Below are 24,229 nucleotides of genomic sequence, written 5' to 3' on the forward strand. Positions count from 1 at the left end.
TTATGGAACAGACCAACCAAACACTACAATATACAAACAAGACAGGAAAAGGGCGTGCTGCCGTATCTATTGCCACCATAGGGGTACTGTTTTTTATCTTCGGATTTGTAACCTGGGTCAATGCCATCCTGATCCCTTATTTTAAAGTGGCCTGTGAACTCAACAATTTTGAGTCGTACCTCGTAGCCTTTGCATTTTACATTGCGTATCTCGTCATGGCTTTACCTTCCGGGTACCTTCTGAAAAGGACGGGATTCAAAAGAGGAATGATGATAGGGTTCTGGGTTATGGCCCTGGGGGCATTGATATTTGTCCCTGCGGGACTGACCCGTACGTATGGTGTTTTTCTCGTCGGACTGTTTACCCTGGGGATGGGGCTGGCCGTACTGCAAACGGCAGCCAACCCGTATATAACTATCCTGGGTGCCAAAGAGCGTGCCGCGCAGCGGTTCAGCATTATGGGAATATGTAACAAACTGGCGGGGATAATGGCTCCGCTCCTGTTTGCTACCGTCATATTACGACCTACCGATGATGTGCTCTTTGAGTCCGTAGCTCTTATGAAAGGTGCGGAAAAGTCCCTGGTGCTGGACGAGCTTGCGCAACGGGTCGTTATACCTTATGCTGTACTGGCCCTTGTACTGGTAGCTCTCGGACTGTTTGTCAAATATTCGCCTTTGCCGGAAATCGACACCGAGTCGGAAGACGAAGAAGACAGGGCTTCGACGGCAGGGAAAAAGAGTATTCTCGATTTTCCGCATCTCGTCCTCGGGGCCGTTGCCATTTTTTTTCATGTGGGGTCACAGGTGATCGCCGTGGACAGTATTATCAATTATGCCTCCGACAGTGGCCTCTCTTTCCTTGAGGCCAAAGTATTTCCTTCATACACACTGACGGCGACCATTATAGGTTACATACTCGGCATTTCCCTGATCCCGAAATTTATTTCCCAGCTGAATGCCTTGAAATTCTGTACGATCCTCGGATTCTTGTTTAGTGTGGCTGTATTTTCGGTCAGTAAAAAAGTGGATTTTTTAGGATTTCATGTCGACATATCCGTATGGTTCATCGTACTCCTCGGCTTTGCGAATTCCATGATATGGGCGGGGGTCTGGCCCCTGGCTATGGACAATCTCGGCAGGTTTATTAAAATGGGGGCTTCCCTACTTATTATGGGACTTTGCGGAAATGCCATCATGCCATTGCTTTATGGGTACTGGGCCGACCATCATGGTTTAAGGGAAGCATACTGGGTGTTATTACCCTGTTATTCCTATCTCATTTTTTACGCCTTTGCGGGGCATCGCCTGAAAAGATGGACGTATAGAAAAACTCTTAAATGAAAACGAACATATGAGTTACCTTAAAATATATAATGGCAAGATAATCACTCCGCACCGTACAATCAAAGACGGAAGTATCCTCATTAAGGACGGAAAAATAGTGGAAGTGGGCAATGCCAATACGGAAATCAGCGGGGCCCTGGAAATCGATGCCGGGGGAAAGTACATAGCCCCGGGTTTCATCGATATGCATGTACATGGTGGTGGTGGGCATGATTTTATGGACAATACCCCGGAAGCATTTCTGGAAATAGCCCGTACACATGCAACTTTCGGAACCACGGCGCTCATGCCTACAACGCTCAGCTGTGGTGCTGCCTCACTCCGGAAAACACTTGAATTGTATGCGTCAGTCCAGGCGTCGAACCACCGGGGAGCCCGGTTTGCCGGACTTCATATCGAAGGACCTTATTTTTCGATGAAGCAAAAGGGGGCGCAGGACCCGAGATATATCCGCAATCCCGATCCGGAAGAATATGAGACGATCGTAACGGAGTTCCCGTTTGTAAAACGCTGGAGTATAGCCCCCGAACTACCCGGTGCGGTAGCGATGGGGGCATACCTGTCGGCAAAACAAATACTGCCCTCGATAGCCCATACCGATGCGGTCTATGAAGAGGTTCTGGAGGCGTATGAAAAGGGCTATACACATGCCACGCATTTTTATTCCTGTATGTCCGGTGTATCCAGGCGTAATGCCTTTCGCTATGCCGGTGTCGTGGAAAGCGCATACCTGATCGATAATATGACCGTAGAGATCATTGCGGATGGTATCCATTTACCTCCTCCTTTATTAAAACTGGTGTATAAAATCAAGGGAGCAGATCGTACTGCTTTGGTTACCGATGCCATGAGGGCTGCTGGAATGCCGGAAGGGCCGAGCATACTGGGAAGTCTGGAAGACGGATTACCCGTACTCATCGAAGATGGTGTGGCCAAACTTCCGGATCGTACGGCTTTTGCGGGGAGCGTGGCTACAGCAGATCGCTTGGTGAGGAATATGATCAGTCTTGCGGATGTTCCCCTGAACGACGCTGTAAAGATGATTACAGAAACCCCGGCTTCCATTCTCGGTATAAACCGGGAGAAGGGATCGTTGGTCTGCGGAAAAGATGCGGATATTACCATATTCGACGAAACGGTACATATAGCTATGACCATAGTAAATGGAACGGTTATATACCAGGATAAGAAACATTACACCGACCATATCGTATAAATATATGACAAGAACATATAAAGCCGGACTGTTGGAAGTCCGTATCTGTGAAAACAGAAAAGACATGGGCCAACAGGCCGCGAATGCCGTAAAAAAGGCTATCCGGGAATTATTGAAAACCCGGAAAGAGATTAATATGGTATTTGCAGCTGCGCCGTCACAGAACGAATTTCTCGAAGCTCTGAAAAACTCGGAAGATATAGCATGGAGCAGGATCAATGCTTTTCACATGGATGAATACATCGGACTGTCGCCCGATGCTCCGCAGGGATTCGGGAATTTTCTGAAAGCACGACTTTTCGGGGCACTGCCTTTTGCTTCGGTCCATTACCTGGACGGGAATGCAGATGATCCGGAATCGGAATGCAAACGTTATGCAGCCCTTCTGGAAAAGTATCCGGTGGATATCGTGTGTATGGGCATAGGAGAAAACGGTCACCTGGCGTTTAACGATCCGCCTGTGGCTGATTTCGGGGACACTAAAAAGGTAAAAATCGTTACACTGGATCATACCTGCAGGCAACAGCAGGTACATGACGGGTGTTTCACTGCCATAGAGGAGGTGCCGCTTCAGGCTCTGACCCTGACCATTCCTGTTTTGACAGGTGCAGCCAGACTATTTGGTGTAGTTCCGGGAAAGACGAAGGCAGCGGCCATAAAAAACACCCTGGAGAAACCGGTGAAAGAAGCATACCCTTCCACGATACTCCGGTGTCACAGGCATCCCATATTGTTTCTCGATACGGAGAGTAGTGTCTTTTGTAAGGAAAGCAGGGAAGGATGAAGGCACTGAAAATAAGGTATGCAAACCTTCCGGAAGTGCTGGCTCCGGAACGTGTGCATAAGTATCTGGATACTGTGGCCATTGTGCCTATAACCTGTTTTCCGTGGGAAGTATATCCGGATACCGTAAAGGTAAATTACAGTGTGGCCCATAATGGTAGTGCCTTATTGCTGAAGTTCCGGGTGGAAGAAGAATACTTAACCGCCGCATCGGTGACCAACGGAGCAGTACATAAAGATAGTTGTGTGGAGTTCTTTGTTGCCTTCGGGGATGATGACTGCTATTACAACCTGGAATTCAACTGCATCGGATGGGCCAAGATAGGGTATGGCAGAGACCGGCGTCACCGGAGCCTGTTGCCCGATGACAAAATCAACGAAGTGCTCTCGTTTTCTACGATCATTTCGGGGGAAACGGAAGGTGAGAAGAGGTTTTCCTGGGAGATTTCCCTGGTGATACCGGCAAGCGTCTTTTTTTATAACAACATTGTCTCTTTTATGTCATTAAAGGCAAGGGGAAATTTTTATAAGTGTAAAGGAACACCACCTTCGGACCATTACATAAGCTGGAATATGGTTAAAGCTCCGAAGCCGGATTTTCACCGGAAAGAATGTTTCGGAGAACTGGAATTCGAATAGTATGGTATGGCCATCTAAAGCAATGAAGATATGAGTTAATCCTTAAATGTCCGCGGATCCGAACCGGGATATAAAAAGAATGTATTGTCATGGAAGTTAAAGTAAAAGAAGCAACACAAAAAAAAGACTGGGACCTGTTCTTTACAGGAGGTGAAGAAACACTTTATTCCTGTTTTTATCTTTTTTACAACGATTTGTACAGGTTAGGACTGTTCTGGTTCAAAGATGCGGATATAGCTAAGGAAAGCATTCATAATCTTTTTATAGAACTCCATAAAAAATGGAACTGTTCGCAGGATATTTATAATAAAAAACAATATGTAATCACCGTACTCCGACGTGTAGGGCATAAAACTTATTATCGTAATTATACTCCGGGAAACATGACTAAAAAAGCTGTTGATATGTCAAATGTCGATAGCCTGAAAGAGTTGTCTTATGAAGACCTGCTTATCGCTTCGCAAGCAGAGGATCAACGTAAAAAACAATTGTTTGACGTCATGCATAAGCTTACGAGACGACAGCAGCAAATGATTTATCTAAGGTTTTTTGAAGGACTTTCCTGCACGGAAATCGCACGGATTACAGCGCTGAGCGAAAGGACTATTTACAACACCCTGCACAATGCTATCAGTTACTTCCGAAAGCATCTGACCTATTGATGCAAGTCACAAACGAAGTCTGTCTTTTTCCTGATGTCATAGGGTTGACGTCCCGAATTGATAAACTATAATGGGGTAAATTCGAACGACCTGATAATGATCTCCACTTCTTCTCCGTCCGAAGGCGGTGCGTCAAAAAGCCAGAGGTTCATGTGTATGGGCATCGCCACTTTCGGAACAGCAAACCCGGAAGGTGTCTGCCAGACAAAGAAAGCATTTCCGGGATCTTCCGTATGCCCGTGAAAACTGCTGTATGCCACTTTCTCACTATCGCGTATAAAACGGTATGTACTCCATAAGCCATTTAGTGAAAGTTCATGAGAATTCGATACGGATTTTCCTTTAGGGTATTCCGGGTAGACCGTATTGCTGAAGTTATCTACATGAGCATGTCCCCAACGGGAGAATTCAATGTCGATTTCGTCATACTTGCTGTATTGTATCCCGCGGTAATCGAATAAACCCAAGACGATATTTTTATCGAGCTGATCCACACGGCTTTCGATCTTCCAGACATACTTACCGTACCCGAAATTCTCGGTAGATTGTATCTCGGCACAGGTCCAGCGCCCGTCAGGCTCGCGGGTGATCTTCAAATGCAACCTGCCCTGTTTGTCTACCCACACATTGTCTTTGCTCCAGTAATTACTGTGCGGGCCTACCTGTCCCGGAGGGTTCTTAACCATCCAGGTATAGCCACTGAACCGAATTGTGGTCTGCGCAGCAGACTTTAGGAGTTCTCCGGTAGAGTTTGAGCCATTTTGCGGAATTATTTTTTTGCTGCAACTCGCAGAAGCGAATGTAACAACAATAAATAGCAGTATATTTTTCATACGAATATAATCAAATTAAACATTTGTTTTTTAAGCAATTACGAAACCATAAAAGGAGTCGCCATTCCTTAAAAAACGTTTACTTTATTCATCTCCTTTTGTGGAGGCATTTACCTTGGCCATATTAAATCCCTCTATGAGGGTTTCATGATGGTAAAATTACATGGATATGTATATAGTTTGTTATTCTCCTCTCGAAATGTGCAGGATATACAACCATGAGTCGTACAAAGAAATCCGTTCCGGGAAATCCCGGGAACACCTGGTAACGTATGTGGTGTTCCCTGAGGATTACGGCCGGTTATTTTTATACGTAGGTAGCGTCATGGCCCGGTAAGCAGACGTTTGTAATCCCTTTATATTTTAAGTCTGATTTTCCTTTTTTCGAGGAAACCGGTAATAGTGATAATGATAAAGGCGTACAAAAGTGACTTACAGATGCCCACCATGCCTGTGCGCAGTACTTCGGGGAGTTGCCAGAAATACATCAGCAGCAAGGATTTGTGGATATAGGGCAGGAGGTAGCATGTCAGGGTACTGGTTCCGGCAGGACTTATCCAACGGTACCATCCCGACCATCCCTTGATGTCTGTAATCCATACCATAAGGCCATAGCCGGCCATACTGATACCGGAACAAACGAGTACGAAAGACGGTGTAGCCAGAATTTTGGAAATAATCCATTCTGTCCGGGCCAGTAATCCCAATACGATAAGCGTAACAGCCAGGGCTGTCAGGATGCCCAGAAATTTTTCTTTTTCCTCCTTGTATTGCCTGTACAAAAGAGAAATGACTACACCACCGGCCGTAAGGGCGGCGGCAGAACCATTGCCGGCAAACCAAAGGTAAGGACGAATACTGTCCAGAGGAGTGAGTGCCCCGGAATGGGAGGCTATGTTAAAAAGAATAAGTCCGCCCCATGTAGCAATCTGTATCCATAACCGTCCGCCGGAAAACAGGAATATAATACTTACCAGGAAATAGCTCCAACCGATTTTTCCAAGAATGCCCCACCAGTACGATTGCATGCCAATGATCCGGCCGTCGCCGTCTTCTCCCTTGAAGAGTATGGCCATAAGTAACAGCGTAAGGATGCCGATGGCTTTGAGTATTTCGTGCCAGGCCTTTTTTTCTTTCGGATAATCGAGCCACACGAGGAAAAAACCTATGGTCACCAGGAGCAGCCATAAACCTTCCGGTAAAGGCGCTGCCGCAGCATAATGTTCCATGTTTACATGAAAGAGTCCCATGATGACAAGGGCGAGGGTGCGGATAAGGATGTGCCATCCGATTTCGGCTTTGGTATCTCCCTTTTTCAGTCTGTTTTGTATCGCATAAGGAACGGATAGCCCTACGATAAAGAGAAAGGCGGGAAAGATAGTATCGGCAAGGCCCAGACCGTCATCCTGTGCTGCCCGATGACCGATCCACCCCGGGATGTCTTTCAGGGTCCACAAGGTATTTACGAATATCATTAATAACATGATCACTGCGCGAAAGGCATCGATAGATAACAGTCTGTTTTTCTTGTTGGTTTGCATTGCTAATGGCATTTGTCACCCCATCCTTTGTATCGCAGGGGGTTTTAGGTTCTCTCTATTTTTATGGGTATAGGATTCAGTTATTTTGTGCTATACGTTCCAAACGGATATTGCTCAACGAGTAATCGAGCGTATTTCCTGCGCTGTCCGACCCGGTAAAGAGGACCGCATCGATCCTCCCTTCGTTTTCGAGTTCTCCCGTGCTCACCAGGTCGGGTGAACCGGAATAGGTAACAAACTGGTCGTTTACCACAACGTGATAGGAGTTCGGAGCGATGGTATAGCTCGATATCCCGCGATAGTAGGTCTTGGATGATGCGGTATTATTACAGTGAATTTCTACTTCCAGCGGGACAGTTCTCGAAAAGAGATCCGTATCACCCTCCCGGTGAAAATAGCTCCCTGCATCTTCATAACGGTATTCCGGATTGGTGCAGCAGTTTCCTACAAAAAAACGGATCGCCCCGAATAATCCTTCCTGTTCGGCATTGGTATATGCAGCGGTGTTGGTAAAGATATCTGCCGAAGAATTTCCGAGGGCAAATACGGCGGTACCTTGCGTACTACTGTTGAAATTCACGGTAAAATACAGGCTGGTTGCCTCAGATCCTTCAGTTATTTTGGAGAAGGCGAGTTTATTGGGAACATTGCCGTTACTCGCTCCGAGGTTCAGCGTAGTTCCGCTCCGGTCAAACCCGGCACCGGCGGCAGCAGCCGTACTCACCTGTGCCGTACCTGTAGGAGGATAAGGCAGGAATCCGGGATCTTCTTCTGTGGAAGAAGAAGTCTGTACAGTTCCCGAAGGTGGATAGGCTGTCCCGGAACCGGTACCCGATCCGAGGTCATAATCCCACAGGGCTTCATCTTTAAAATGAGCCTTCATGAATACTCCGGATACCTTGAGGTTTTCATGTGTCCAGGGACCGTCGGGACAGGTGTCTTCTTTCCAGACCGCACCACTGCGATCACTGTCGGAATAATTCCAGTTACACCAGGATACTTTATGTTCTTTTAGAAAATTCAACCATTTTTGCGACATATCGAAGTCGTTTTCCCCGTCTCCCCAACCATCCTGGGTGCCGAATTCCGTAACAAATACCGGTATCCCGGCGGCAATAGCACCGGATACGTATCCCATACGGTCGGTCTGCCCGGGATCTGCGGCATAGAAATGCATGGTGTACATGAGATTGTCGTAATTGATCTCGTCCCCGATAACCCAATCCGGTCTTGAAGCAAATTCCGGTGTCCCGACGATGATGACCGAGTTCGGATCGTTGTTCCGGATAATCGGGATGATCTCTTCCGCATAGTTCTTTATCATGGGCCAGGCTACCGTATAATTATCATTGTTGGGCTCATTACAGATCTCGTACAATACATTTCCCTTGTCGGCATGTTCTTCGGAAACATGTTCAAAAAACACCTTGGCAAGAGCGGTATTGGCATTAGGATCGCCCGGGTGGAGCATGTGCCAATCGATAAGGGCGTATATCCCGCGGTCATAGCATTCACCTACGAGGCTGTCCACAAACTTCGTAAAGAAGACAGGATCGTCTTCGTACCCTCCTTCCTGTACGTACATGGATATCCTTAGAATATCCACACCCCAGTCATCGGTCAGCAGATCCAGTGATGCTTCATTGTAGCAATCTCCACGGTATTGCAGTCCGTGTGTGCTCATTCCTCTCAGTTGTACGGGGTCGCCATTGCCGTCAGACAGTTGTGTTCCGATAACCTGGAGGTTACCATGTGTGGTGAACGTCTGGTTCACGGCAGTGAGCTTTGTTTTCCGGTCCGGGAATTCATGGTTGCATGAGATGGCGAGTATAGCGATTATCGCAGATGCGATGAGTAATTTTTTCATGGCAGATTGTTTGGCAGTTTAGTTATTTTCAGAAAAATATACATCATCCACATGGAAGACATACGTAGAAGGTGTGATACTTCCTGCCATTCCCGGAATACTTTTTACGATTACGACATTATTTACATCCGAAATATCGAAACCGGAGTTCTGAGCAAAAATATCCGTAAAAGGAATAGTCATGGCATGCCAGTTTCCATCATAAGCAAAACCATAATCGGTGGGGTCAAAAGCGGCCTGCTGCCCTGTGGCATCTTCAAGACGGATAATGGTTTCCTGCGGGCTTGCAGATTTCAGGGAGATGTGAAAGTAATTATAGGCGCTCAGATCCTGGTTGGGATCCCCGGGATAATTAAAATAGGTGGAGTAATTGGTCGCCGAGCCATCTCCTGTAGCTTTCGCTTCGATAACAACGCTTCCGCCATCTGTTCCGCCATCGGAAAAAGAAGAATTTGCAGTCATAGCGTTGGTATTGAGATTCTGGGAAGAAACAGTGGCACTTACGACCCGTTCTGTAAAATATCCCAAGGTCAGACCAGCTGACGATCCGGATATTTTTCGGCCGATAGCCTGTAGCAGACTTAAGCTATCTGAAGTGTCCTGAGAGAGTTCCCAGATCATTACCCCGGCAATATGTTGTGCCGCATATTCGGTTTTGGCTTCTATGGTAGGAATACCGTTATACTTGTAGCCGGCATATTCATCGACATAGGCAGCAGCCGGGTATTGCCCTACAATATCCTTGTATGAGGTTCCACCGGTGCCGACAGTATTGGTGTATCCGTAAAAAGGAACCCCCAACACCAGTTTTTCGGCGGGGCAACCAAGCCCGAGCCATGTTTGTATATGACCTACGGCATGAGCATAGGTAGAATGATGTCCCGTGGTTCCCCACCCGTTGTCATAAGACATGACATTGACATAGTCGAAATACGGAATCGAAGATACGGGTATCCTGCCACCTGTATAGGTTGCGGTAGCACAGGTTACCAGTTTTCCCTGAGGATTAAGGCTGTCATGGAGATTTTCTATAAACGGGGTGTAATACCCGGCATCGATAAGATCCTGTAATCTGTTTCCTTCGATGTCAACATCTATGCCGTCCAGGTTAAAATACTGTGCAAATGCCGACAAATTACTGACGAGGGTTGCCCTGTTGGAAGGCTGAAGTAAAGTTGTCCAGCTACCGGCACATGAAGGTTCCGATCCTCCTCCCAGAGAAGCGAGAACCTTAACGCCGTTTTGGTGTGCCTTATTTACGACATAATTAATATCGGAGGCCGAAGCATTGCTACAGGTCGGTTCTCCGCCGGACATAACCGATCCTGAAGTGTCGGGATTGATAAAGGCGATATTGATATGGGTAACGATGTCGAGATCCGTATTGTCTATGGCATTCTGCATATTGACATACGTGGGGATATAGCCTATGACAACCTTGTCATTATTTTGTAACAGGCTTACCGACTGGTGCGATTCCGAAACAGGTATTTCGGTGATTTCCTGTTGCGGGTTGCAGCCTCCGAGTGTTGAGGCCGCAGTCCATAAAATAGTTAAAAACCACATACTTTTTTTACGTTTCATAATTTAAAAATTTTGGTTAAGTTTTTTATCTGGTATTCAGGATCGGTTCGTTGTGTCTGTAAGTGTTTACCGCAGAACACGATGACCGTTAACTAAAAAGTAATTTCATCGTTTGACAAAATTCTTGAATTTTAGTTTTACAGCGTTTTAATTAAGGATGTTGTACAAAGTGCCTGTAAGCGAATTCGCTCCTGCAGCATCGTAATCGCCGGCCCATATATAGGCTCCGAGAAACTGGTTGTCCCTGATGTACGTTGCTTTTTCTTCGACAAGCGGGATTCCGTTGTAATACACTCCAAAGGCAATATCCGAATATTCCTGGGTAGCGGCATCCGGATCTTCTGCCAGAATATCGTTATAACGCATATACGCATAGGAGCCCCAACTGGCATTATTACCGTTTTCGTCCAGCTGGTCATAGCGTACTCCGAAAGCCGGAATACCCAGTACTATTTTGTTTGCCGGAATATTGTGCTGGTTTACCCACAGATTGGCCCCCTGTACCATATAACTAAGGGGTGACGATTGTCCGGGAGGTGCGCCCGGGCCGACGTGAGCACCGTTTTCAAAAGCTCTGACATTGAGCCAGTCTGCATCCGAAAGATCGGTGTATTCGCTGTGCACCCAGTTTGTAGCCACGGTAACAGTGACCAGGGACCCTTCGGGCAGAGCGCTTTTAAGAGCGGTAATAAACGGACCGACGGCAGCAGCATTGGAAGAGGCGAGTCCCGAATTGAGATCGGTCATCATAATATCTACCCCATCCATTTTTTTCTCACTGACATAACTGACAATATTTTCGATAAGGATATCCCTGGTCTGCGGGTCGCGAATAACATTGCCGAAATCATTACTTTCGTATAAGGCCCATCCGTCTATACCGGAAAGCCTTCCGCTGATGCCCATCAGCACAGGAATACCGTTGAGGTGTGAGCGGGCTACGAGGGCATCGGCCGTTTGCGCGTTTTCCCCGGCAATAACTTCGAGATCTCCTCCGGGGAGCACCCTGCCACATTTGAAAGCGATGTGTGTAACGATATCCCAGTTGATACTCTCGGAACTGCCCTGATCGGATAAATAAGGCATTACCACAGCGGTGTAAGGTTTGAATTCGTAGTTTTCCGGGCTTACCAGGATAAAGGTATTCCTGGTAACTGTGTCTTCACCGTTTTTCACTTCCAGTACCAGTTCGAATTCTCCGCCTTCTGTGGCAGTAAAGGTGTAAGATTCTTCTTTGGACACCTCTTCACCGTTGATCTTCCAACTGATATCGACTACGCCTCCCGGTGAAAAAGCGAGGTTTTCGAAGGTGACTTCGTCTCCTACATTGATGACATAGGACGGAATGGAAAAAACATTCGTAGGGTCAAAAATTCTGGGGAAGAAGTCGGTGCTGTAACCGTCATCGTCCGATGAGCTGCATCCCGAAGCGAGCAGTAATAGTGCAACAACGGGGATGATATATAACCAATTTTTTTTCATCTTTTAAGCTTTTTATATTATTGTTCGACATCCCACCATACCCGGGCATTCCAGGAATCCTGCCCGCCGAGGCGATCTACGGCTTCCTGATAATTCGTGGCATTCTGTTCCTGTTCCGTAAGCGGGTACACCAATCTTCTCGGGGTCTCCGTGGTCGTTGATTCCGAAGTTACAGAAGAGGGGAGGACGGGATAGCCTGTTCTTCTCCAGTTGGCAAAAGCCTCGGGACCGTTGAGGAAGAGTGCTATCCAGAGCTGGGTGTTTACTACTTCCAGTTCTCTTCCGGGCAGTAAGGGAACGCTTTGTATGAAATCGGAGATCTGGGTTTCTGTGAAGGTAGGACCGTCGGGGAAGAAACTCAGCTGTTCCAGGGCAGCCCGTATACCTTTTTCGTAATGAATCTGGGCACTTTCGCCGAATTCCTGTCCGAACCGTAAGGTAGCGTCCGCAAGAAGAAACTCTACTTCGGCATAGGTAAGGTGCAGATAGGGTGCATTATTGGCTATAAGGAAGTTGGCTGGCTGAATTTTTTGTTCATTATTGGTGACCACATGAGTTTCTCCTGACGGCAGGGTAATCTCGAACGATCCCTTCCAGTTGTCCCATAAATATTCGTTACTGTTCACTCCGGTATAGCCTACGACAGCCCGTACTTCTTCTGTAATGTCTATCCGGTCGAACGGGCGGTATTCGTAAGTGGTATAATACTTTGCCATTTCGGCTAATCTGGGATCATTAGATTCCCGCATGATATCGACCAGTGTGTTGGATAGCCTGGAAGGTTCCGAACTTTGATTGAGGGCTGCGGACAGTCCGTTTCCGCGGATGTCCGTATAGTCATTCTGGACATTTTCATGCTGCATCATACAGGTTTCTGCATTGTTTTGCAGCAATCCGGCTTCATAGGCTTTTCGGGCTTCCTCCCGGGCCAGTTGCGGATCTGCTTTAACCAGGCGCATGGCGAGCCTTAAGTGAAGGGAATTGGCAAATTTCTTCCAGGCTTCTATATTTCCATCATAGAAAAAATCATTTTCTACGTTGTCTGCCGAAGGGTCGAGTTGTTCCGATGCTTCACTGAGTTCCCGGAAGAAATCGTGATAAATATCCTCCTGTCGGTCGTACACCGGTCGTACGATACCCTCGAAATATCCTTTTCCGGCCTCCGTGTATGGAATGTCTCCGTAGAGGTCGGTAAACCTTGCAAAGAGATAGACTTTCATAATACGGCATATCGCATTGAGATTGGTCTGGTCTTCTTTTCCGTCGGTACGCTCTACGGCATCTACTATGTTCAGTAGCTGTGCATTAAAGGTATTTTCCCAGAGATACCCCATATAGGGTTTGTTCTCGATGTAGAATTGCCCGTAACGATTGGCCCATATACCGCCTATTTGTTGTACCATGGGCATGGTGAGCATGACACTTACTCTTTCGTTGACGCCGAGACCACCGGAATAACCGAGCTGCACGAGGTTTAATTGCTTTTCCGGATCCAGATTACTGGACCGTACGGGATCTATATTGGTGTCACCGAAATCACTGCATGCACTGAGTAGCATGACAAACAATAGGGTAACAAGTCCTCTCCCGATATACTGTTGCGTTGTAATTAACTTCATCACTTTCATCATTGAGTTAGTTAGAACTTGATTTTAAAATTGAAGCCCATGCTGCGCCGGGACGGTAACGATCCGTATTCGAGCCCTTGCCCGTTACTGTTATTATAATTGGAATCGGGATCGATATTAGGAACGTTTTTATAGATAATAAAAGGGTTCCTGCTTATCAGAGCAACACTCACTGCACTAAGCCCCCACCTGGAAACCAATGTGGAAGGAAGACTGTATGACAGGGTGAGTTCTCTCATTTTCACATAGCTGGCATCGTAGATATAAGGCACGGCAATACCGTTACCATCCGAATATATCCCGGACCAGTACTCGGAAGGATTTACCGCTCTGGTGTTCTGTTCATAAACCGGGTTGCCCTGTTCGTCCACGCCGGTCTGTACCACACCTTGAGGTACATATCCGCCCGAAATACCTGCAGCCTCCATTTCCTCTTCGGTCATTCCCCTGCCTTCTTCCTGTGCGCGTATCCATTCTTCACGACCTTCCAGGGTCTTCTTGGATAATCCACGGATATCAGAGAACAGATTGCTCATGGCAAAGATGTCACCACCCAGTTTGATATCGAGATTCGTGGTAAGTGTTATGTTTTTATAGGTGAAAGCACTGTAGAGTCCTCCGGTCCATTTAAAAACACCCTGGCCGATAACCTGGCGTTCTTCACTTATGACGGGCATTAGCGTATTGGAATTGAGAATAATATTCCCTTGCGGGTCTCTCTGATACCCGTATCCGAGTATGGCGCCGTAAGGTGCTTCGGGCATGGCCACAACCGAAACTCCCATCCAGCGGGCATCGGCCATGGAGAGAAAAGGAACACCTTCTGCCAGGGATTCGACCTTGTTTTCGTTAAATGCCATATTCATGTTGAGGGTCCACTGAAAATTTTTATTGACCACAGGTTTGGTGCTCAATACAATTTCGACCCCTTCATTGGTTACGACCCCTGCATTGATCATCTGGTAGGTGAAACCGGAAGAAATAGGTATGGGAACGCGGTTGATCTGGTCTCTCGACCTCTGGTTGTAATAGGTAAGATCCAATCCTATCCTGTTTTTAAGGAACTTGAGTTCCAGTCCGGTTTCGAACGATCTTGTGCGCGTAGGCTTCAGGTCGGGATTGGGTAGGGTGGTACCTGCAATACCTCCGACGGAAGTTCCGTTAAAGGAAAGCGGATTGAGCTGGTAGTAGAGATCGAGCTGGTACGGATCGGTGTCATTGGCCACCTCTGCTGCCGAAGCTCTTATTTTTCCGAAAGAAAGAATGTCATTTTTCCAGTTCAAGGCTTCTGTAAAAACGAAACTTCCGGAGAGCGAAGGATAATAATAGGTGTTGTTGTCTTCCGGCAAAGTGGAGGACGCATCCTGTCTTATCGTGGCATCGAGGTAAAGAAAGCGCTTGTATCCTGCGTTGAGAAGCAGGTATGCCGAGTTGTTCTTTTTCCTGTAATGAGTAGATACTATAGATTTATCTGCGAAGCTGTTCGGGCTTACGACATCGGTAACTGTCATGTTCAGAAATTCCCAGGAATCTCTTTTATTACTAATGCGGGAAAGGCTTCCGCCCAGTTTGGCAGAGAAATTAAAATCGGGTGTAAACTGTTTTTCAAAACTCAGTAACACATCGGCTTCCGTAGTATAATAAGCCTGATCGTTGAGGTTGAGGCGCCCTACAAGGGAACCGGGCGTAGTTCTCGGGGCAAATTTCCTGAAATCGATATAGGTTATATCCGTGGCAATACGTCCCTGGATACTGAGCCAGTCATTAATGGTGTAATTAGCCTGGATCATTCCCATAAAACGGTCTTTCCGCGTGGTATTTTCCATCTCATTGATCACCCAGTAAGGGTTCAGCCGGTATTGTCCGCCACCCCAGTTGACATAGGTGCCGTCCTCATCTTTATAGTAGTCCTTAAAGAGTGCCTGGTCTACGTTATTGGCCAGTCCTATGAAATTATTTCCGATATTACTGGGATCGTCCGCAAGTCCGGGCCTGTTGTTAACCTTTTCTTTCAGGTAAAAAGCCCGTCCCGAAACCTTGAGTTTTTCCCCGAGGTTCGCACTTCCGTTAAATGTAAAGGAGTTTCTCCTGAAATCGCTTTCGGGGATGATGTCTTCGTTCTTCATATCCAAAACGGCAAGCCGGAACGATGCCTTGTCAGAGTAACTGCTGAGAGCAACATTATTGCTATAGGTGATACCGGTACGGAAAAAATTACTGATATTATCCTTTACCAGGGCATAGGGACGCTCCACACCATCGTAGTAAGTCATCATGAGGTTCGGATCGAGCCTTGGGCCGAAATTGGAAAAAAGGGAACTTCGCGCCTGGGTTTCGTCCTGGGGTAGAGTCTGGTTTCGTCCCTGTCCGTACAGGTGCTGATGGTCGTCGTATCGGGTGAGCTGTTTTTCAAAGGTTATGGTACTGTTCAGTTCTATCCCCAGTTCTTTTTGCTGATCTCCTTTTTTGGTAGTAATAAGAATGACCCCGTTGGCGGCCCGGCTCCCGTATAGTGCTGCTGCCGATGGGCCTTTGAGCACACTGATTTTATCAATGTCATCGGGGTTGATGGCCGATATGGCATCGCCCATATCATAGCCATCGCCATACTGACTGCTGCTTACCTGCCCGTAGTTGGAGTTGTCCATAGGTACTCCGTCAATGACGTAAAGTGGCTGGTTACTTCCGGTTATGGTCGTATTTCCGCGGATAACGACACGAGAGGAGCCTGTAGGTCCTCCTGCGCTACTGGTAATGGAAAGTCCCGCAACCTTTCCTGCCAATGCATTGACTACATTAGGAATCCGTACCTTTTGGACTTCTTCCCCGTCAACTTGTGAAACGGCATACCCGAGGGAACGCTCCTCCCTTTTGATGGCGAGTGCAGTTACGATAGTCTCTTCGAGTTCCATGACACCTTCCTCCAGTGTGATCCCGACAGTCGTATCCACGTTTTGTATGGTTACGGATTTGGAGTGATATCCCATCATGCTGAATTCCAGTATATCCCCTTCTGAAGCCTGTATGCTGAATTTCCCGTCGAAATTGGTGATGGCTCCGGCTTTGGTCGTCATGTTCTGTACGGTCACTCCCATCAATGGTTCCCCGTCAGTGCCGGTAACTTTCCCGGAAAGCTGTTGTTGAACCTCCGCAATATAAAAAGGTATCCCGGAAGGCACAGCTTCTGTAAATGCGGTACAAAGCAAAGTGAAGCCGGAGAGAAGTAATGATTTCGGAGGTAGCCAACGGCACCGTCTTTTAAGTAATGTTCTCATCATCTTAGTTAGTTAATGTTAAATTTAGAATGGAGTAAACCTCCGCATGTGACTGGTATTCTCAAGTAGGAATGTTGCTGGTATGGCTATCTGTTCTCAGTAAGACAGCCTGTTGATAATGGTGTGTTTTTGATGGGACATCTATTAATGAAGTGATGGCGTTTGAAGCTTTTTACCAAAAAAGTTTACTTTTTTTAATAAAACAGGTTTACGAAACCCGGAGCAAAGGCTTGCCGGCACTTCGTATAACCCGGAAGGAATGTATGTTGCAATTCTGAAGTATAAGCCGTAAATTATACAATCCTTTTCCAAAATTGTATAACATAATAGAGCACTTTTCCTTGGAAATTTGTAGTGAAAATATATTGAGATGAAACATACATATTCGATAACCGGTATGTCCTGTAAAGGGTGTAAGGGTCATGTAGAAGATATTTTACAGCATGTGGACGGGGTCACCGGTGCTCAGGTAGACCTGGAGAAATCCTTGGCTGAAGTCGAAATGGAGCACCATATTCCACTCGAAAAACTGCAACAGGCATTTAAAGAAGATGGCGGGCATTACGGGATAAAGACGCCGGAAGCGGTGGCGGAGCACAAAAGCTGTTGTTCTGGTGGCGGCGGAGCTGCTTCGGGGCATAAGCAGGTGGCAAAGCAGGCTTCCGGAGAGCATAGCGGAATATACTATTGCCCGATGCATTGCGAAGGTGATAAAACGTACGACAAGCCGGGAAGTTGCCCGGTTTGCGGAATGGATCTCGTGGAGGCTCCTGTCCGTAACAGGAAAAAGACAAAATATACGTGTCCGATGCATCCCGAGGTGATCAGGGATGAGCCCGGTGCATGCCCGAAATGCGGGATGGACCTGGTGCCTATGGAGCCGGATGATGATAAAGAAGAAGATCCGGTCTATAGGAACCTCCTTCGTAAATTCCGTATAGCGCTGGGGTTTACATTACCGGTATTCCTCATTGCGATGTCCGAGATGATCCCGGGAGATCCGCTCGGAAAAATGATGTCCAGGACCTATTGGAACTGGGTACAGCTGGGACTTTCTGTCCCGGTCGTGTTCTATGCCACATGGATGTTCTTTGAAAGAGCTTACCGCTCTGTAGTAACGTGGAACCTCAATATGTTTACCCTGATAGGGATAGGGGCCGGAGTGGCCTGGCTGTTTAGTGTCGGGGCATTGTTGTTCCCCGGTTTTTTTCCGGAACAGTTCAAATCTCACAACGGCACGGTTTACGTGTATTTCGAGGCGGCCACGGTGATACTTACGCTGGTTCTGCTCGGACAATTACTGGAAGCAAGAGCTCACGGAAAAACCAATTCGGCAATTAAGGAACTCTTAAAACTTGCACCCAATAATGCGACCAAACTCGTGGACGGCAAAGAAAAGATAGTAAGCCTGGACGAGGTACAAGAAGGGGATGTGCTAAAAGTAAAACCCGGAGAAAAGATCCCGGTAGACGGTGTTATTAAGGAAGGAGAAAGTGCGGTGGACGAGTCTATGATATCCGGAGAACCGTTACCTGTAGATAAAAAGGCCGGTGATAAAGTGAGTTCGGGGACTATAAACGGTAACCGGAGTTTTACCATGACCGCAGAAAAAGTCGGGACCGATACCTTATTATCCCAGATTATAGATATGGTGAATTCCGCAAGCAGGTCCAGGGCTCCTATACAGAAGCTGGCAGACCGTATATCCGGGTATTTTGTGCCTGTTGTTGTAGCGATAGCAATAATAACCGGAATCGTATGGGCTGTTTTCGGTCCGGAACCTGCTTATGTATATGCTTTTGTCAATGCGATAGCCGTACTGATCATTGCGTGTCCATGTGCCCTGGGGCTGGCCACGCCGATGTCTGTTATGGTAGGTGTGGGCAAAGGGGCACAATCTGGAGTGCTGATCAAGAATGCGGAAGCCCTGGAGCGAATGAATAAGATCGATGTAGTTATTATCGATAAAACCGGGACGGTGACCGAAGGTAAACCCTCGGTAGAAAAAATAGTAACCAACGGGGAGAGGAGTGAAGAAGAGGTATTACGGAAAATTACAGGGCTGAATACCCATAGTGAGCATCCGCTGGCACAGGCCACTGTACATTATGCAGAGGACAAGGGGATAGAGGCTCTGAAAGTAAACGATTTTGAAGCAGTCGCCGGAAAAGGGGTAAAGGGTATATGCTCTGAGGAAGGTAAGGATAAGGTACTGGCGCTGGGGAATGATAAACTGCTGGAGCAGTTGGAGGTGAACATTCCGGAAATGTTAAGAAAACAGGTAAAAGAGGAGCAAAAGAAAGGAAAAACCGTTTCTTATCTCTCGGAAGGAAAGGACGTTCTCGGGTTTGTGGTTATCTCTGATAAAATTAAAGCGTCCAGCAGGGAGGCTATCCGTAAGCTTCAGGAGGAAGGTCTGAAGGTTGTGATGCTGACCGGTGATAATGAAGATACTGCCAGAGCAGTCAGTGAAACGCTGCACCTGGACGGTTTTAAAGCGCAAATGCTCCCGGAGGATAAACAGAAGGAAGTTAAGCGGTTACAGGCAGAAGGAAAAAAAGTAGCTATGGCGGGCGACGGGATCAATGATGCTCCTGCACTGGCGCAGGCCGACATAGGAATAGCCATGGGCACAGGGACGGATGTCGCCATAGAAAGTGCCGGAATTACCCTCGTACAGGGTGATCTCGAAGGGATCGCCAAAGCACGGATGCTGAGTCATAAAGTGATGCGTAATATCAAAGAAAATCTGTGGTTTGCTCTGGGGTATAACATGTTGGGAATACCTGTGGCGGCGGGGGTGCTTTATCCCGTTTTCGGGTTATTGCTTTCTCCTATGATCGCAGCACTGGCCATGAGTTTCAGCTCGGTGTCTGTTATTGCAAACGCCCTCAGGCTCCGAAAGGCCCGTATAGATTGAGTTTAAAGAGGTGCCGGGTAGTATGATTACGCGGCCTTGTTTTCCTGTTGTGGTGTATATTTACCTGTGATTAGAAAACTAAAACATATAAAAATAAGAATGGATCGAAATAGTAAGCACCAAACCGGTTTCTTCTTCTCCGGCAATACCGCATGGGAAACCGTGGATAAAGGTATACAGCGTCAGTTTGTAGGCTATGATGACCGTGTGATGATGGTTAAGGTGAAATTTGAACGGGGAGCCGTAGGCTACCTGCATCATCATTATCATTCTCAGGCCACTTACGTGGCTTCGGGGGCGTTCCTGATAACGATAGACGGGGAGGAAAAAACAGTACGGGAAGGTGATGGTTTTTTTATTCCCTCCGATGTCCCGCACGGGGCCGAATGCCTGGAAGCCGGGATGCTAATCGATGTATTCGGCCCGGCCAGGGAAGACTTTCTGGAAGCCATACGATCCGGGAACAATACCTAACGGTTAAAAGGATATTCGTTGATCCAGTGAAACCCTCTGTTAATGAGCAGGAAATCTTTTCTGTCTTTTTTGTTCAATGTCATCCGAATGCTATCCTTCCCGGTTATGCCCCGCAACATCAGGATACTATCGCCGATCCGGGTATATCTAAAATGATATTGCATCGCAGCGTCCCGGAAATGGGTCAGGGTAAGTCGTTGTTGTGTGGTATCGGTATGATTTTTCATGTAAATTTTGGTATCGTCCATCTTTATGATGACTGCACTGTTTCTGTCTACGATGAGTTGTTTCCACCGGATCGGATCGGTGAGTAATGGAGGTAGCGTATCGCGGTTATACATAAAATCGTCAGTGTTGTATATGCCGTAAAGGGCGGGAAGTAATGCAGTGTCGTGGTTTTTCCGGTATCGGATATGAGAACTTATACTGTAATTTGTGATGACGTACAGGATTAGTATAGTTTTGAATATGTACCCTGCATTACGAGTTGTTTTCCGTGAAGTGTACGGAATGTTCTGCTGTGAAAGAACAGTTTTGTTCTGTATGAAAAAGTGAAGAAAGGCATTGAAGTGAGCGATAAGTATAATGCCGCAGGCAAACATGAGATGAAAGGAGAACAGCTTGACAGGAACGTCGTAACTCATATTCATAACAAAGACATTCAGCATGACCCCGAATCCTATAAGTGCTCCCAGGCGCTCTGTATTACGGAAGAGCAGAAAGATGCAGGCGAGGGCTTCGGCTATCCCGGCGAACCTGACGTAAGCTTCGGAATATCCCATAAATTTCCATAATAATCCCATAGGTGATAGCTCTCCGAAAGACCGGGTCAGGTCGATCAGCGAAGGCTCCCAGAACTGGGTGGGAAATATTTTTACGATGGCATAGACAAACAGGTTCAATGCTGTATAATAGCGCAGGTATACAACCTGATAGCGGAAGAGTGTGTTGTAATGGTTGTGTTTCCGGTCGGTGAGTGTCCAGATCAGGGCAGCGACCAGGGCCATGGTGAGCAGAATAAAAATTATGATATAATCGAGAGAGGTGTCTCCACTGCCCCTTCCCTGTAAGGTTAGGTTGTCTGTAATGTGGAAGAGATGACGTGCTACAGGAAGTGCCAGCCATTTCCAGAATTGATCTGTCCATTGGGTGATATATTGTCCGAAAGGAAGGAAGTTAAAAGGAAACGGAAAGGTATAGAGTAAGGTATATATCCATATAAACCGGAATATAAATTTATTTGGCTTGCTCCAGGATATATCGGCAGATAAACCGGTGGGCATAGGTGTTTAGGTTGTGATTGATGTTTAGCTAAGTTCGGTTTTTTTTAGATTACAGAAAAATTTCCATGGGGACTATGGATAAAAAAAGCGGGATCTGCCATGCAGATCCCGCTTTTCGGGTTTTTGTATATGCTCAGAGGAATTACATCATTCCCGGCATTCCGCCTCCCATAGGAGGAGCTGCAGGAGCATCTTCTTTAATGTCGGTCAATGCACATTCTGTAGTCAGGATCATTCCGGAAACAGAGGCAGCATTTTCCAGGGCGATACGGGTCACTTTCTTAGGATCAATGATACCGGCCTTGAACATATCTACGTAAGTTTCGGATTTGGCATCGTATCCGAAGCTGTTTTTACCTTCCAGTACTTTAGAAACCACAACAGAACCTTCACCACCGGCATTTTCTACGATAGTACGTAGGGGAGCTTCGATAGCTCGGGCCACGATCTGAACCCCGGTTTCCTCGTCTGCATTTTCAGGTTTTACCTTGTCCAGAACAGCTTTTGCTCTGACCAGGGCTACACCACCACCGGCAACTATACCTTCTTCAACAGCAGCTCTTGTAGCGTGAAGGGCATCGTCCACACGGTCTTTTTTCTCTTTCATTTCTACTTCGGAAGCGGCACCTACATAAAGTACGGCTACACCACCTGCCAGTTTAGCGAGGCGTTCCTGAAGTTTTTCCCTGTCGTAGTCGGATGTGGTCGTTTCGATCTGTGCTTTGATCTGGCTTACACGGGCTTTGATAGCATCTGCCTCACCGGCACCGTTAACTACGGTAGTGTTATCTTTGTCGATAGTTACTTTTTCAGCAGAACCAAGCATGTCAATAGTTGCATTCTCCAGAGTAAATCCTCTTTCTTCGGAGATTACGGTACCTCCTGTAAGGATAGCGATATCCTCCAGCATGGCCTTTCTTCTGTCTCCGAATCCGGGTGCTTTTACGGCCGCTATCTTAAGAGAACCTCTGAGTTTGTTTACCACGAGGGTAGCCAGGGCTTCTCCGTCAACATCTTCCGCAATGATCAACAGGGGCTTACCTTGTTGTGCTACGGGTTCGAGTACGGGAAGCAGATCTTTCATATTGGAGATCTTCTTGTCGTAAAGGAGGATGTAAGGACTTTCCAGTTCGGCAACCATTTTTTCGGAGTCTGTCACGAAGTATGCAGAGAGGTATCCTCTGTCAAACTGCATTCCTTCTACCACGTCTACATAAGTATCGGTTCCTTTGGACTCTTCTACAGTGATGACACCTTCTTTTCCTACTTTGTTAAAAGCCTGTGCAATGAGTTCACCTATAGTTTCGTCATTGTTGGCAGAAATGGCAGCAACCTGCTTGATTTTTTCTGAAGCATCACCTACTTCCTTGGATTGTTTGGACAGATCGGCAACCAAAGCTTCTACGGCTTTGTCGATACCTCTTTTCAGGTCCATAGGGTTTGCACCGGCAGCTACGTTTTTCAGTCCTTCTTTAACGATGGCTTGTGCCAATACCGTTGCGGTAGTCGTACCGTCACCGGCAAGATCATTGGTTTTGGAAGCAACTTCCTTTACCATTTGCGCACCCATGTTTTCCAGTGCGTTTTCCAGTTCTATTTCCTTGGCTACGGAAACACCATCCTTGGTTACGGTAGGAGCGCCGAAAGATTTGCTAATGATTACGTTTCTTCCTTTAGGTCCTAACGTTACTTTCACGGCGTTTGCAAGTGCATCCACTCCACGTTTGAGTCCGTCACGGGCTTCAATATCGAATTTTATGTCTTTTGCCATTGTTCTTGGTTTTGTGTTTAATGTCTTGTTTTGTTCTAAGGGTTAATTTCCGGGGGAGCTATACGATAGCAAGGATGTCGCTTTCACGCATCATCAGGTAATCGGATCCTTCCAGTTTGAGTTCGGTACCTGAGTATTTTCCGTAAAGCACAGTATCACCGACTTTTACAGTTAACGGTTCGTCCTTGGTACCGGGACCAACTGCAACAACAACACCTTTTTGCGGTTTTTCTTTTGCGGAGTCGGGAATGATGATTCCTGAAGCGGTTGTTGTTTCTGCGGCAACAGGTTCTACCAGAACTCTGTCTGCAAGTGGTTTAATGTTTACTTTAGCCATCTTATTTTTTTTATTGGATTAGATTTATTTTTTAAACTATGCAGATTCAGACAGAAATTGTGCCAACGTGATCAGCGGTGATAAAAAGAGAAAGAAACTGACAATTTTGTAAACAAAAATGCCAGCTTATGACAAGCTGGCATTTTTATGTATATGTTTTTAGCAGATTACTGCACTGTACCTGTAGTGTCTGTTGCAGGTGCAGGAGTCTCGGTTTGCTGTGGTGTCGTAGCTTCTCTTTCCGTTCTTTGTCCGTCCAGTAATCTGGATTCCTGCGAAGAAGAATTTCCGCTTCGTAGTGTCAGGTTGGAAAGTAATATCAGGACGATAAGAATGGTAGCCAGGGTCCAGGTGCTTTTGTCCAGGAAATCTCCTGTCTTTTTAACACCGCCTACTATCTGGCCGCCTCCGCCACCAAAAGACGAAGAAAGTCCGCCGCCTTTCGGATTCTGTACCATGATGACCAGAATCAACAGCAGTGCTACTATCATGATCAGCACTAAAAAGATAGAAAACGTACTCATTGTTTGTGTTATAATTTATTAATCCCTATTATTTCTTGTTTTCAATCGCGAATTCTTTCGCTTG

General features: G+C 46.7%; 19 protein-coding genes. 8 read left to right on the forward strand and 11 right to left on the reverse strand.

The window, feature by feature from the left end; translation table 11 throughout:
• The first annotated feature begins 2 nt into the window (after positions 1–2).
• The 5 genes from BT112_RS06725 to BT112_RS06745 all read left to right on the forward strand — a co-directional run bounded on the left by BT112_RS06725 (position 3) and on the right by BT112_RS06745 (position 4,646).
• Positions 3–1,343, forward strand: coding sequence for a sugar MFS transporter (locus BT112_RS06725; protein WP_072316594.1), 1,341 nt, complete (start codon positions 3–5; stop codon positions 1,341–1,343).
• 10 nt (positions 1,344–1,353) lie between these two features.
• Entirely contained in the window at positions 1,354–2,562 is a 1,209-nt protein-coding gene (nagA, locus tag BT112_RS06730) for an N-acetylglucosamine-6-phosphate deacetylase (RefSeq protein ID WP_072316595.1), read from the forward strand.
• A gap of 4 nt (positions 2,563–2,566) precedes the next feature.
• Positions 2,567–3,346, forward strand: a complete 780-nt coding sequence (locus tag BT112_RS06735) for a glucosamine-6-phosphate deaminase (protein ID WP_072316596.1) — start codon at positions 2,567–2,569, stop codon at positions 3,344–3,346.
• Complete coding sequence (locus BT112_RS06740) at positions 3,343–3,984, forward strand: carbohydrate-binding family 9-like protein (RefSeq protein WP_072316597.1); 642 nt, start codon at positions 3,343–3,345, stop codon at positions 3,982–3,984. Before BT112_RS06735 ends, BT112_RS06740 begins: the two co-directional genes overlap by 4 nt.
• Before the next feature lie 89 nt (positions 3,985–4,073).
• A complete protein-coding gene (locus BT112_RS06745; RefSeq protein WP_072316598.1) occupies positions 4,074–4,646 on the forward strand; it encodes an RNA polymerase sigma factor in 573 nt (190 codons plus the stop codon).
• Between the two features lie 65 nt (positions 4,647–4,711).
• Here the strand turns inward: BT112_RS06745 and BT112_RS06750 are convergent, their stop codons facing one another.
• Positions 4,712–5,479: a glycoside hydrolase family 16 protein gene (locus BT112_RS06750; RefSeq protein WP_072316599.1), complete on the reverse strand. Its 768-nt coding sequence runs from the start codon at positions 5,477–5,479 to the stop codon at positions 4,712–4,714.
• Positions 5,480–5,648: 169 nt separating this feature from the next.
• On the opposite strand from BT112_RS06750, the gene BT112_RS21785 reads away from it, so the two are divergent.
• Entirely contained in the window at positions 5,649–5,816 is a 168-nt protein-coding gene (locus BT112_RS21785) for a hypothetical protein (RefSeq protein ID WP_175545758.1), read from the forward strand.
• A gap of 19 nt (positions 5,817–5,835) precedes the next feature.
• Here BT112_RS21785 and BT112_RS06755 read toward each other — a convergent pair whose 3' ends face one another.
• The 6 genes from BT112_RS06755 to BT112_RS06780 form a co-directional block, all read right to left on the reverse strand.
• Complete coding sequence (locus tag BT112_RS06755) at positions 5,836–7,020, reverse strand: heparan-alpha-glucosaminide N-acetyltransferase domain-containing protein (protein ID WP_072316727.1); 1,185 nt, start codon at positions 7,018–7,020, stop codon at positions 5,836–5,838.
• 76 nt (positions 7,021–7,096) lie between these two features.
• Positions 7,097–8,887: a glycoside hydrolase family 5 protein gene (locus BT112_RS06760; protein ID WP_072316600.1), complete on the reverse strand. Its 1,791-nt coding sequence runs from the start codon at positions 8,885–8,887 to the stop codon at positions 7,097–7,099.
• Positions 8,888–8,905: 18 nt separating this feature from the next.
• On the reverse strand, positions 8,906–10,471 hold the full coding sequence (locus BT112_RS06765; RefSeq protein ID WP_072316601.1) for a glycosyl hydrolase family 18 protein: 1,566 nt from the start codon (positions 10,469–10,471) through the stop codon (positions 8,906–8,908).
• Between the two features lie 147 nt (positions 10,472–10,618).
• Complete coding sequence (locus tag BT112_RS06770) at positions 10,619–11,953, reverse strand: glycosyl hydrolase family 18 protein (RefSeq protein ID WP_072316602.1); 1,335 nt, start codon at positions 11,951–11,953, stop codon at positions 10,619–10,621.
• 17 nt (positions 11,954–11,970) lie between these two features.
• On the reverse strand, positions 11,971–13,572 hold the full coding sequence (locus tag BT112_RS06775) for a SusD/RagB family nutrient-binding outer membrane lipoprotein (RefSeq protein WP_175545759.1): 1,602 nt from the start codon (positions 13,570–13,572) through the stop codon (positions 11,971–11,973).
• Between the two features lie 20 nt (positions 13,573–13,592).
• Positions 13,593–16,859 (reverse strand): SusC/RagA family TonB-linked outer membrane protein, encoded by a 3,267-nt coding sequence (locus tag BT112_RS06780; RefSeq protein ID WP_083564816.1) that lies wholly within the window; start codon positions 16,857–16,859, stop codon positions 13,593–13,595.
• 367 nt (positions 16,860–17,226) lie between these two features.
• Between BT112_RS06780 and BT112_RS06785 the strand changes: the two genes are divergently transcribed.
• Together BT112_RS06785 and BT112_RS06790 are read left to right on the forward strand one after the other, a co-directional pair.
• A complete protein-coding gene (locus tag BT112_RS06785) occupies positions 17,227–19,776 on the forward strand; it encodes a heavy metal translocating P-type ATPase (protein ID WP_072316604.1) in 2,550 nt (849 codons plus the stop codon).
• A 99-nt stretch (positions 19,777–19,875) separates the two neighbouring features.
• On the forward strand, positions 19,876–20,250 hold the full coding sequence (locus BT112_RS06790; protein ID WP_072316605.1) for a cupin domain-containing protein: 375 nt from the start codon (positions 19,876–19,878) through the stop codon (positions 20,248–20,250).
• Here the strand turns inward: BT112_RS06790 and BT112_RS06795 are convergent.
• The 4 genes from BT112_RS06795 to secG form a co-directional block, all read right to left on the reverse strand.
• Complete coding sequence (locus tag BT112_RS06795) at positions 20,247–21,533, reverse strand: hypothetical protein (protein WP_072316606.1); 1,287 nt, start codon at positions 21,531–21,533, stop codon at positions 20,247–20,249. The genes BT112_RS06790 and BT112_RS06795 overlap by 4 nt on opposite strands.
• A 142-nt stretch (positions 21,534–21,675) precedes the next feature.
• On the reverse strand, positions 21,676–23,304 hold the full coding sequence (gene groL, locus BT112_RS06800) for a chaperonin GroEL (RefSeq protein WP_072316607.1): 1,629 nt from the start codon (positions 23,302–23,304) through the stop codon (positions 21,676–21,678).
• A gap of 58 nt (positions 23,305–23,362) precedes the next feature.
• Positions 23,363–23,641 carry a co-chaperone GroES gene (locus BT112_RS06805; RefSeq protein WP_072316608.1) on the reverse strand — a complete coding sequence of 93 codons (279 nt, stop codon included), beginning with the start codon at positions 23,639–23,641 and terminating at the stop codon, positions 23,363–23,365.
• A 167-nt stretch (positions 23,642–23,808) separates the two neighbouring features.
• On the reverse strand, positions 23,809–24,165 hold the full coding sequence (gene secG / locus BT112_RS06810) for a preprotein translocase subunit SecG (RefSeq protein WP_072316609.1): 357 nt from the start codon (positions 24,163–24,165) through the stop codon (positions 23,809–23,811).
• Positions 24,166–24,229: the final 64 nt, after the last annotated feature.

The sequence above is a fragment of the Sinomicrobium oceani genome, from assembly GCF_900119185.1.
Classification (GTDB): Bacteria; Bacteroidota; Bacteroidia; order Flavobacteriales; family Flavobacteriaceae; genus Sinomicrobium; species Sinomicrobium oceani.